The organism is Ferruginibacter sp. (assembly GCF_031391665.1).
In the GTDB taxonomy this organism is placed as follows: Bacteria; Bacteroidota; Bacteroidia; order Chitinophagales; family Chitinophagaceae; genus Ferruginibacter.
Genome location: NZ_JANMUN010000231.1, coordinates 54651 through 66339, shown reverse-complemented (window position 1 = coordinate 66339; position 11689 = coordinate 54651). Strand labels below are relative to the sequence as shown.

Below are 11689 nucleotides of genomic sequence, written 5' to 3'. Positions count from 1 at the left end.
GGTCAGCTTCTCCGGTGGAGGAGTGCCGTTGGTGAACATGCCCGCACTGCACCTGACGATAAGCCTCAGCCAAACGGGCACGAATAGGAATATTCGGGCTCGCCTGTTTTTTTAATAAAAATTTTTATGCGCAAAAATAATTTCATCATTTCATTTTTAAGGAATTGCTGGAAAGAGCATAGTTTCTCTTTCTGAAAATCTAAAATGTAAATCATTTATCCTTAATTATCAGTTAGCAGTAGCCGGACTGATAACTGTTCCAATTTCTGTAATAACATTAGCAGGGAAGCCGCCTTTTTTTGCATGCTCCCTAATTAATTCTTCGCTCTCGGCTTTATACACACAAAATATTTTATTGCCTGTAACATAGCTTTGTATCCATTCAATTTTTGGTCCCATTTCTTTAAGTACACTGCAGGACGTTTGTGAAATAGCTTTTAATTGTTCCGGTGTTAAGTTGCCGGCATTGGGAATATCCCTTTCAATAAGATAGGTTTTCATTGTTGTTTTGTTTTTAGTGGTTGAATGATTTGTTGCTGTGGGATTTTGCGCCAGTGAAGCATAAGCGATAAAAAGTATAGCGGCAACCAGTAACGCAAAATTTTTAGTGATCTGTTTCATAAAATTTGTTTTAAGTGATAAGATGCACAAAGATAATTTCACATCGGGACGAAAGGCTGTAACAAATCATTCAATAAATGGTAACACATCTGAAACAAATCGTTCAATAAATGGTAAAATTCAACCGCAGGTAAATGTATTAATCCAGCAGATTGAGATAGGCCATGGGCAGCAGGCCGTATTTCTTTTTAAAACATTTGGTAAAATAAGAAGGGCTGGAAAAACCTGATTCAAAAGTTATTTGCGAAATACTGCAGTGCTTTTTTTTCATCAGCTCCTTTGCTTTTTGAAGCCGGAAAGCTTTTAAAAATAAATTAGGCGACAGGCCGGTAAGGGATATCGTTTTTCTGTATAGTTGCGAATTACTCATGGCCATTGCATGGCAGTAATTGGTAATGTCGAATTCGGTATCCTGCCAGTTTTCTTCCAGTTTGGCATACAATAATTCCAGTAACACTTCGTCCTCTGCAGATAGGGTGAAGAAATTATTGTGCTTTTGAAAATGATCTTTTAAAACCAATTCTTTTACAGTACCGGTAAGGGCAACCTGAAAATTATTGGCAATGGAACAAATATTTTCTGCAAGTTGTATGGTGTCGCCAAATAATGTATTACCTTTTTCAACAGGTTCGCCTGCGTTAATGCCAATTCTAAAATCGATTTCATCTCCACACATTGCCTTCACTGAATTCAGCATGGCCAAAGCACAGGAAACTGCCGCATTTGCAGTGGTAAAAGAGATAATAAACTCAGCTCCTCCATGCTCCACTTCACTGCCACCAAAATGGTGAAAATGTTTTCTTATTATATTATTATGGTTATTGAGCAACTCTTCACTTTTTTCTGTACCAAGTTTATACTTCAATAATATTGGGTCGGTTATTTTAGTAACCAGCAGAATTCTAAAAGAAGTGTCATTAAAAATCTTTAGTCCATTATCAGAAATTTCTGTATTTACGGGGTCGTAAATCCTGCCCAAAAAAGATTCTACCAATGTGCTTTTTACTTCAATTATTTTGTTGGGGATAAGGCCATGTGCCTTGTTATGCAGTTTTGCTACCGCTTCTTCATTGGGGGCATCAATCAGGCAGAAAACACTTTCACGTTCCTCATCTATCCAGTATGTCATGCACTTGCATTCATGTTCTTCCTGGTGTAATAAATCAAGTTGATGCGCCTGTGCAACTTCCCTGGCTTTTACACCCGGTATAATGTGTATGTCCATATAAATGGGCATAGTAGTTTATATTTATTATTATTTGAAGTTAATATTTTTTTATAATATTACGAAAGATGAACGAATTGATACACCTGTAAATTTTTATCTGCAGCAAAAAAGCAATGGTAAAGAAATGTTTACATTTGAAATTGCAGCACATAAACACATTGGAACATTTAAAATGACCATTAAAACACTATTTATAAAAAATAAAACCCTGCTGCTTTATGGCGTAAGCCTGGCATTACTTTTATTTTTATTAAGATGGCTTGAGTTACGGTTTATTATTTTTAACCATGCTTTTGAAATTTATGCCGGGGCCATTGCACTTATTTTTACAGCGCTGGGTATTTGGCTGGCCCTTAAGCTAACCAAACCAAAATTTAAAACTGTTATTATCGAAAAAGAAATTTACATTAATAACGATACCGAATTTGGTTTAAATGAAAATGAAATAGCTAAAATGGGCTTGAGCAAAAGAGAACTGGAGGTGTTGGATTTAATAGCCGAAGGATTAAGTAACGAAGAGATTGCGGCACGTTTGTTTGTTTCTCTTAATACCATTAAAACACATATATCAAAGCTGTTTGAAAAAATGGATGTAAAACGCAGAACGCAGGCCATTGAAAAAGCAAAAAGATTAAAACTGATCATGTAAAGCTCACTCTTTAGTATGAAAAAGGGGAGCAAATGTAAAAATCACCCGTAAGTATGAGGCTCCTTAAAAATTTTAATTTCAATTTTACAACATTGTAAACCAAAATTTAAACGATGAAAAAAATTGTAATTGTTTGCGGATTAATTGGAGGATTAATTGTATCTGTGCTGATGCTAATCTCTATAGCCCTTTGTTATAAAAGTGGCAATTTTGAAGACGGTATGCTGTATGGCTATGCCAGTATGCTGCTGGCTTTTTCGCTGGTTTTTGTGGGCATTAAAAATTACAGGGATAAATATAACAGCGGCTTTGTTAGTTTTGGTAAGGCATTTAAGACAGGGCTTTTTATTACATTGATAGCTTCAACTATTTATGTTATTGCATGGATGATAGATTATTATGTTTTTATGCCAGATTTTGCAGATAAATATGCAGCACACATGCTGGAAAAATTAAAAGCCGATGGCGCCAGCCTGGCAGAAATTGCTAAACAAACCAAAACAATGGACAACTTTTCGGAAATGTACAAAAATCCTTTGCTGGTTGCTCTGTTTACCTATGCAGAGATTCTTCCTGTTGGGCTTATTGTTACACTCATCAGTGCCTTTATTTTAAAAAGGAAAATAAAACCTGCGGTGTAATTTTTTGCCGCCGTTAAAAACTCTATTTGCTTTCAGTATTAAAAATGCCTGAAAAAATTACAGCTATTTTTCTATCATTATTTTAAATAACTAAAACTATAAATTATGAAACTCGGTGCATTTTCAATAAGCCTTAATGTTAAAGATATTAAAGCTTCAAAAGAATTTTACGAAAGCCTTGGCTTTATATTGTTTGCAGGCAGCATGGATAAAAAGTATTTAATTATGAAAAACGAAAATGCTTTGATTGGCCTGTTCCAGGGAATGTTTGAGAATAATATTTTAACATTCAATCCCGGCTGGGATGAAAATGCTGCTGCAGTAGAACAGTTTGATGATGTAAGAGAAATTCAGCAGCAATTGAAAAATAAAGGCATAGCACTGCTGAGTGAACCAGACCAAAATACTTCGGGGCCTGCAAGTGTTATGTTAACAGACCCTGATGGCAATGTTATTTTAATTGACCAGCATGTGTAGCATATAAATCGATTGGCAAAAAAAGAGCAGCATATATTTTTGGTAAAGCTTAATCCTTACATTTGAAATACCAAAAAAGAGTGTATGCTGTTTCTTTATTTTGTTATTTGGTTGTCGCTTATTTTATATGCCCGGTTTTTTATTAAAAATTCTCTTCAAACAAAAATACAGCGTACCCAAACTTTTAATGCTGCAATAAAGGCTTTGTATTTTATTCCCGTTTTTCAGCAGGCATTATTTCTGTTGTGCATTTCATTGATTCACTTTTGCTTTATTGGCAAAAGTTTTTTTATAATATTATGCAGTTTGTTTTTTGCAGACACTAATGCTGAATTGTATTCCCTGATGATGATAAACTTTATTGGGGTTTCTTCAGTTCTTTTATGCGTTACTTTTATACTGGCTAAAATTTCGATGAACAGAAAGATGGATGCCATAAATATGTTGTATAAAATGGCCTATTTATTATGCTGGATATTAATGCCGGTGATTATTTTTTATAATCTGCATTTATTAAATCCTTTTACTTCTTCATTTACGCAACTTGTTTTTTATAACAACCCTTATGTAATTTTATTGAATGCAGTGTTTTATTGTATTGTTTTACTACGGCCTTATTTTTATAAAACTACCTGTAAAACATTCCGTTACTTTCACTTATCTGTAAAAATAAGCTTAGCCTGTATTGGTTTAAGTTTTTTGCTGGCAGTAACAGTGTTTATTCTTTACTTATTATTAAGACTTACACCCTAACCTTTCGACTACATTGTTTTTACTGCGATGTTGGTATGGCGAATATTACCCACAGTATTTAAAGGTCCTTCTACTGCTTTACATCACTCTGTTTATTTTTTTGTTCAGTAGAGTGCAAATTACTTTAACAAACAAGGTATAATCGACTGTTTTAAACAAACGGACTAATTATTGCATACTGTAAAAAAAAAAATCAGGATTTTTAAAACCTTTTCTGCTATTATTTCGTTTATAGTTTCTTTTAATCAATAAATCAATCAACTAAACAAATTTTTATGAAAAAAATTCTTTTTATGGCAGCAACTTCTGCCTTGTTTTTAACAGCTTGCAACAGTGGCGAAAAAACTGCAGAAACAACTTCTACAGACACTACTAAAATGATGAGTACCGATACTTCTAAAATGATGCCTGCCGAAGAGCCTGGTGTTATGGTTGGCGGTTCTAAAATGGTAGCTTCAAAAAATATAGTTGAAAATGCAGCAGGTTCTGCCGATCATACAACATTGGTTGCCGCAGTAAAAGCAGCCGAGCTTGCGGAAACCTTAAGTGGTGCTGGTCCTTTCACCGTTTTTGCTCCGACTAATGCAGCATTTGGTGCATTACCAGCAGGTGCTGTTGATAATTTATTAAAGCCAGAAATGAAGAAAGATTTAACCGGTGTTTTAACTTACCATGTTGTACCTGGTAAATTAATGGCTGCCGATTTAAAAGACGGACAGAAATTAAAAACTGTACAGGGTAAAGATTTAACAGTTACAGTAAAAGACGGTAAAGTAATGATTAATGGTGCTAACGTAACTATTGCTGATGTTGTATCAAGTAATGGTGTAACACATGTAATAGATGCAGTGTTAATGCCAAAAAAATAATTCCGTAAAAATAAAAACTATTAAGGGAGTGGCTCAGGCCGCTCCTTTTTTGTGTAAAATAAACTGCTGTTTATAATAGTATTGATTGCAGCGAATGATTCGTGAAGAAGAGTTTAAGCCATCCTTAAAAAAAGGGGAGAAGATTGTTTAGAAATTGTAAAATATGAAGGTTGCTAATACTAATTTTTTGTAACAGATTATTTTAAAATTTCCGGCAAATTGAAAAACATATCCGGTATTAAAGTATTCTGTTGGTTTGTGTAATTAAACCATGGCACGGTTATGGTAATGTAGTTGTTACAAAATCAATATCACTTCTTTTAAAATAAGCTTCATAGTCAGCAAAGTTTTGTATAACTGCAGAACAGGAAATTTACCGGTAACGGGCTACATAAAATCAAGATACATAGATCAACTTAATCATTGCGAATACTGCAACAGTTCTCTTTGCTGTAAAGTAAAGCAAAAGGAATATTTGTTGGTAAAGCTAAGTATTATCATCAGCTTTAATTTTAAGCAGCCCGTAATCATTTCTGCAAACCCTGTCTCTATCCGGAATGTCCACCATTCCTTAATGCCTGCGGCTACTGGTTGCCGTTAATTACATTATTGAAGGCATGTAAACTATGAATGTGCAATGCAGGAGAATTTAATACTCATCCCTGCAATCAGGTTTAGTAAATAATAAAGACTCAAAATTATTCACAATCAACTAAATCAATTCTCATGCGTACAAAATTATTATTATTACCAGCTGCAGCAGCACTATTGTTGGCACTATCAGGCGGCTGTAAAAAAACAATGGATAGCGATATATCTTCTGCTGCTTCAGCTTCTTCAAAATTAGTTTCAATAAGTTCCAACAAAGCACTTCAGCCGCAGGCAGGTGTAGCGTTGGGCCTTGCAGGTAATTTTGCAATTCTTTCAAAATCCGGAATTACAAATGTTTTTCAATCTGCTGTTACCGGTGATATTGGAAGCAGCCCCATTACAGGCGCAGCAATTTTGGTAACCTGTGCAGAAGTTTCAGGTACTATATATTCTGTTGATGCAGCCGGACCGCTGCCCTGTACAGTAAATAATGCCACCAGGTTAACCACGGCAGTTGGCGATATGCAAACCGCATATACCGATGCAGCAGGAAGATCTAACCCGGATTTTATTAATTTAGGCGCTGGGGATATTGGCGGAAAAACACTTACACCGGGTTTGTATAACTGGACAAGTGCCTTAATAATACCAACCGATATCACCATTTCTGGCGGCCCAAATGATGTGTGGATTTTTCAGGTTTCCGGAACATTGATTATGAGTTCTGCGGTAAGGATTACACTGGCAGGTGGAGCGCAGGCAAAAAATATTTTCTGGCAAACTTCGGGTGATGTTACCTTAGGAACTACCAGTCATTTTGAAGGAATAATATTAGGACAGACTGGTATTAATTTACAAACAGGTGCAACTATAAACGGAAGGCTGCTGGCACAAACAGCAGTAACACTGCAAATGAATACTGTGGTACAGCCGCAATAAATTGATGAGGGTTTAATACTAATGGAGCTGGTTTTATACCGGCTCCATTTTTAATAATTTTACTACAATGGTTTTTTATCTCCAATTAATTACTTGCGTAAATGAATTTAGTATTTTACAGTTTTATTTTTTCTATTGATGAATCTTTCTCCATTCCACCGTACTATCCGCAGCTAATTTAATTACTAATGTTTTAGTATGCAAAGGAAAAAAGCCCAGGCGTTTTTGTGCTATGCTGTAAAATAAATAGTTGCTGTCAATCTTGTCGGGTTGGCCAAGAAAGGCCAGAACGGAATCTTTTTTCCAGCCCTTTAATTTATTATTAGTGGTTAAGTATGTAAGCAATTCATCTCTGTAAGGATAATCATCACCGTCCTTCGTTCTCCATTTGGTGGTATCAAATTCAATTGCAGTGGTTGTTTCACTTACTGCTTTTTTTGCTTTACCGTTATTGCAGGAGAGGCACCATATAGTAAGCAGCAGCAGAAGAGTATTTAATTGCATAAAAGATACATTTAATTGCAGCAGGCCCGGGTGATTATTATCCATTTTATACAACTTTCTTTACAATTGCTTTTTTGTAAACAAACCAAAGGGCAACATATATTATCCATAGAATGGAGAATGCGATAAGGCCTTTCAGATTAGATTGAATATCCTCAATATCATAACGGCCATGTATTTTTTTATGAAAAAACTTATTGGAATATTCCTGGGCATACTCAATAGCTACACCAAATAAATACAGCACGCCAAATATTAACAGGTGAATAGTGATTTTTTTGTTTGCGAATAGCAGGTTTACAAATGCTGCTGCAAAAAAATAAAATATCGAATGTAATTCTTTATCAAAATGCCTGAACACCGATGGCAGTTTTATCATAAATCCAAAGATGGATAATGCAAAACAAGCACCAAGTAAAAATATTTTAGTCCAGTTGTTTAATAATAATTTCATTGGCTGATGCCTTGGTGTTGCTGTCAAAAGTAAGGTTTTTAAGAGTGATTAATCTATCTCGTTTCTTGGTATACAAAACGACGCAAGTGCCCCTGTCTTAAAAAAACGAGACTAACAAAAAAATAGAATCACCCCAAAACGCCTTCTTAAATAAAAACCGTCGCTGCAGCAGCGTATTTTATTAACAGCTTTCTCTCAGGATGCAGCAGGATGCAACCCGTTGCAGATGGATTAAATTGTGCAGGTAAAACGATTGTACTGCATGTCCTTATCTATTATTACAAAAATATTTGTTGGTGTATTGGCTTTCAGAAACATTGCTGCTGATAAAAATAAAATTATGGGCTTGAAGCTGGAGCTTCAAGATACTTCACCATTAAAAAATAAATAATCAAACAGAAAAAATATGAACAAACAAACTGTATTTTTATTTATTGCGATATTTTTTTGTTACAATGCAATGGCCCAACGCCAAATGGAATATTTAAACCGTGGCGTAGTTGCAGTGCCCGATGGCAAAGGAAATATTTTTGTAAGCTGGCGCTTATTGGTTACCGACGATGATAAAATAGCCTTTAATATTTATCGTGCCGTAAATAATGAAAAAGCAATTAAAATAAATAGAACTCCCATTGCAGCATTTACTAATTACAATGATGAAAAAATTGACAGCACAAAAGCTTATACTTATTATGTAAACCCAATTGTAAAATCAAAAGAACAAACCGCATCCGAAAAATTTACCGTGCCTGCATTAGCAAAAACATATTTAACTATTCCATTAAAAACACCGGAAGGTTATGCTGCCAACGATGCATCGGTAGGAGACATGGATGGCGATGGTGAATATGAAATTATTATTCACTTAACAGGAAGAGGAAAAGATAATTCGCAGGCAGGCATTACCGATCCGCCAATTTTTCAGGCGTATAAAATGAATGGTACTTTTTTGTGGCAAATTAATTTGGGAAAAAATGTAAGAGAGGGCGCTCACTACACACAGTTTATTGTGTACGATCTGGATGGCGATGGCAAAGCAGAAATTGCAATGAAAACAGGCGATGGATCAATGGACAGCAAAGGAAATGTAATTGGCGACTCTTCTAAAGACTGGAGAAATGAAAGAGGGTATATTTTATCAGGCCCCGAGTATTTGTCAGTATTTAATGGGTTAACCGGCGAAGTAATTAATACAACAGATTATACCCCTCCACGAAGTGAAAAATTAAATCCCACAACAGAAGAATTAAAAGCAGGTTGGGGTGATGGTTATGGAAACAGGATGGATAGATTTTTAGCCTGTGTGGCTTATCTTGATGGAGTTCACCCGAGTTTAGTAATGTGCCGTGGTTATTATACCAGAACAATTTTAGCGGCCTGGGATTTAAAAGATGGTAAATTAAAAAAACGCTGGGTGTTCGATAGTAAAGATGAAGGCAATAAATCTTATGCAGGTCAGGGTAATCATAATTTATCTGTTGCCGATGTAGATGGCGATGGTAAAGATGAAATTGTTTATGGGCAAATGACAATTGATGACAATGGCAAAGGGTTATACTCAACAGGTATTGGTCATGCCGATGCGTTGCATGTTTCAGATCTGGACCCTTCACGGCCCGGTTTGGAAGTGTTTAGCATACAGGAACGTTTTGATGATGCCGGTGCAAATTTTAGAGATGCAAAAACGGGGGAAGTAATTTGGAAAAAAGCTTCGGTAAAGGCTGGCGGCGATGGCGAAGGGCCGGGCAGGGGTTTGGCATTAGATGTTGATCCACGCTATCCCGGTTTTGAATGCTGGGTTGCAGGGGCAGGCATAACAGGTATGTTTGATAATAAAGGAAATAAAATTGCAGAAAAAACACCTGCCTGCAACATGGGTATATTTTGGGATGGCGATGCAATGAGCGAAATTTTAAATGGCGTTAATGTAAGCAAATGGATGTACGACAGCAGTAACACTAAAACATTATTTGATGGAAGAAATTTTGATTGTGTGAGTAACAACGGTACAAAAAGTAATCCTTGTTTATCTGCAGATTTATTTGGCGATTGGCGTGAAGAAATTATTGCCCGTACCAAAGACAGTAAAGAGTTACGCATTTTTACTACAACAATACCAACAGACAAAAAAATGTATACGCTGATGCAGGATCCGCAATACCGTTTAAGCATTGTATGGCAAAACGTGGCGTACAATCAACCGCCGCATACCAGTTTTTTTATGGGCAAGGATATGCCGCCGCCGCCCAAACCGAATATTATAGTGATGAAGAAACGATAAATAATGTATAATTAATAACGGAATAATGTATAATATTTTTTTTTCGCAGCCCTTGATTTTTGTTTCTTTTCATCAGGGAAAAGAAAAAAAGAAATGAATAAAATAATTTACGATGAAAAAAATAGTTATTTATTGTATTGTATTTGCAACGCTCACATCTTTTGTATTACTGCAAAAAGAAAAACCAACTTTATATATCATTGGCGATTCCACCGTTCGTAACAGTAACCGTCCACAATGCGGCTGGGGCGAAAAAATTGCCAATTTTTTTGATACTGCACAATTAAAAATTTCCAACCAGGCCATGGCCGGAAGAAGCACCAGAACTTTTATAAAAGAAAAACGCTGGGAAAAAGTAATGAGCACTTTGAAAAAAGGCGATTACATTATTATGCAGTTTGGCCACAACGAAGGCAGTAAGCCTGATACTAATAAAGCCGGTTACCGTGGCGTATTAAGAGGCGTTGGTGAAGAAACGGTAGAGCTAACCTGGCCCGACAGCAGCAAAGAAATTGTACATACTTACGGCTGGTACTTACGCAAATTTGTAAACGATGCAAAAGCAAAAGGCGCTATTCCAGTTATTGCCTCCATGATACCACGCAACCAATTTGTGGATGGCAAAGTAAAACGTGCCGGTAACGATTTTGGAAAATGGGCTGCAGAAGTTGCAGCAAGCGAAAATATTTCTTTTATCGATTTAAATAAAATTACTGCAGATAAATATGATTTACTCGGTCCTGATAAAGTAAAGGATTTTTTCCCCGGCGATCATACGCATACCAACGAAGCCGGAGCAACAGTTAATGCGGCATCTGTTATCGACGGAATAAAACTATTGTATCAATTAGGGTTGAATAATTATTTATTAAATAAAAATTAAGCGCATGTTTGCTAACAAAAAAAGAAATTTATTTTTAGTTGTTACCGTAATTTTATTTTCTTCATTTATTATTTTTAATAACGAAAAAAAGAAACGCACTCTTTTTTTTATTGGCGACAGCACGGTAAAAAATGGCCGTGGCGATGGCAGCAGCAACATGTGGGGCTGGGGCGATTTAATGGCACCATTATTTGATACCACAAAAATAAAATTAGAAAATCATGCATTGGGTGGCACCAGCAGCCGCACTTTTTTAACCAGGGGCTTATGGGATAAAGTGCTTTTAAAAATTCAGAAAGGCGATTTTGTGATCATGCAGTTTGGTCATAACGACAGCAGTCCGCTGGATGATACCGCAAGAGCAAGGGGAACGATAAAAGGTGTGGGCGATTCTGCAAAAGAAATTTATAATCCTATCACCAAACACAAGGAAGTGGTGCATACTTACGGTTGGTATCTTACTAAATTTACCAATGAGGCTAAAGCAAAAGGCGCTACTGTTTTTATTTGTTCGCCTATTCCCCGAAACGATTGGAAAGATGGGAAACTGATTCGTTACAATGGAACAAGTTATGGGTTGTGGGCAAAGGAAACAGCAGAAACCACCGGGGCCTATTTTATTGATTTAAATAGTATCACTGCAGATGAATATGATACACTGGGCCAGGAAAAAGTAAAACCATTTTTCCCCAATGAGCATACGCATACTTCAAGAGAAGGTGCCGCAGTAAATGCCGCCAGCATTGTAAAAGGCATTAAGCAATTAAAAAAATGCGAATTGAAAAAATATCTTAATTAA

At 36.0% G+C, this 11689-nt stretch carries 13 protein-coding genes; 9 read left to right on the top strand and 4 right to left on the bottom strand.

Going from position 1 to position 11689, the window contains the following annotated elements:
- Positions 1 to 228 precede the first annotated feature (228 nt).
- Positions 229 to 621: a DUF4242 domain-containing protein gene (locus ACY651_RS17550; protein ID WP_462254801.1), complete on the bottom strand. Its 393-nt coding sequence runs from the start codon at positions 619 to 621 to the stop codon at positions 229 to 231.
- A 139-nt stretch (positions 622 to 760) separates the two neighbouring features.
- Entirely contained in the window at positions 761 to 1846 is a 1086-nt protein-coding gene (locus ACY651_RS17545; protein ID WP_462254800.1) for a nickel-binding protein, read from the bottom strand.
- A gap of 34 nt (positions 1847 to 1880) precedes the next feature.
- Here ACY651_RS17545 and ACY651_RS17540 point away from each other — a divergent pair, with 34 nt between their 5' ends.
- From ACY651_RS17540 to ACY651_RS17515, 6 genes are all read left to right on the top strand, one after another.
- Positions 1881 to 2498, top strand: coding sequence for a response regulator transcription factor (locus tag ACY651_RS17540; RefSeq protein ID WP_462254798.1), 618 nt, complete (start codon positions 1881 to 1883; stop codon positions 2496 to 2498).
- 113 nt (positions 2499 to 2611) lie between these two features.
- Positions 2612 to 3139, top strand: coding sequence for a DUF4199 domain-containing protein (locus ACY651_RS17535; RefSeq protein ID WP_462254797.1), 528 nt, complete (start codon positions 2612 to 2614; stop codon positions 3137 to 3139).
- Between the two features lie 105 nt (positions 3140 to 3244).
- Positions 3245 to 3616, top strand: a complete 372-nt coding sequence (locus ACY651_RS17530; protein ID WP_462254796.1) for a VOC family protein — start codon at positions 3245 to 3247, stop codon at positions 3614 to 3616.
- Positions 3617 to 3700: 84 nt separating this feature from the next.
- Positions 3701 to 4369 (top strand): hypothetical protein, encoded by a 669-nt coding sequence (locus ACY651_RS17525; RefSeq protein WP_462254795.1) that lies wholly within the window; start codon positions 3701 to 3703, stop codon positions 4367 to 4369.
- A 275-nt stretch (positions 4370 to 4644) separates the two neighbouring features.
- Positions 4645 to 5238, top strand: coding sequence for a fasciclin domain-containing protein (locus tag ACY651_RS17520; RefSeq protein ID WP_462254794.1), 594 nt, complete (start codon positions 4645 to 4647; stop codon positions 5236 to 5238).
- Positions 5239 to 5964: 726 nt separating this feature from the next.
- Positions 5965 to 6768 carry an ice-binding protein gene (locus tag ACY651_RS17515; protein WP_462254793.1) on the top strand — a complete coding sequence of 268 codons (804 nt, stop codon included), beginning with the start codon at positions 5965 to 5967 and terminating at the stop codon, positions 6766 to 6768.
- 132 nt (positions 6769 to 6900) lie between these two features.
- Here ACY651_RS17515 and ACY651_RS17510 read toward each other — a convergent pair whose 3' ends face one another.
- Together ACY651_RS17510 and ACY651_RS17505 are read right to left on the bottom strand one after the other, a co-directional pair.
- Positions 6901 to 7317 carry a hypothetical protein gene (locus ACY651_RS17510; protein ID WP_462254792.1) on the bottom strand — a complete coding sequence of 139 codons (417 nt, stop codon included), beginning with the start codon at positions 7315 to 7317 and terminating at the stop codon, positions 6901 to 6903.
- A gap of 1 nt (position 7318) precedes the next feature.
- Positions 7319 to 7726, bottom strand: coding sequence for a hypothetical protein (locus ACY651_RS17505; RefSeq protein ID WP_462254791.1), 408 nt, complete (start codon positions 7724 to 7726; stop codon positions 7319 to 7321).
- Between the two features lie 406 nt (positions 7727 to 8132).
- Between ACY651_RS17505 and ACY651_RS17500 the strand changes: the two genes are divergently transcribed.
- The 3 genes from ACY651_RS17500 to ACY651_RS17490 all read left to right on the top strand — a co-directional run bounded on the left by ACY651_RS17500 (position 8133) and on the right by ACY651_RS17490 (position 11689).
- The gene (locus tag ACY651_RS17500) at positions 8133 to 10007 is read left to right on the top strand and encodes a rhamnogalacturonan lyase (RefSeq protein WP_462254790.1); all 1875 of its coding nucleotides are present in this window, start codon (positions 8133 to 8135) and stop codon (positions 10005 to 10007) included.
- A 112-nt stretch (positions 10008 to 10119) separates the two neighbouring features.
- Entirely contained in the window at positions 10120 to 10890 is a 771-nt protein-coding gene (locus ACY651_RS17495; protein WP_462254789.1) for a rhamnogalacturonan acetylesterase, read from the top strand.
- A 4-nt stretch (positions 10891 to 10894) separates the two neighbouring features.
- Complete coding sequence (locus tag ACY651_RS17490) at positions 10895 to 11689, top strand: rhamnogalacturonan acetylesterase (protein ID WP_462254788.1); 795 nt, start codon at positions 10895 to 10897, stop codon at positions 11687 to 11689.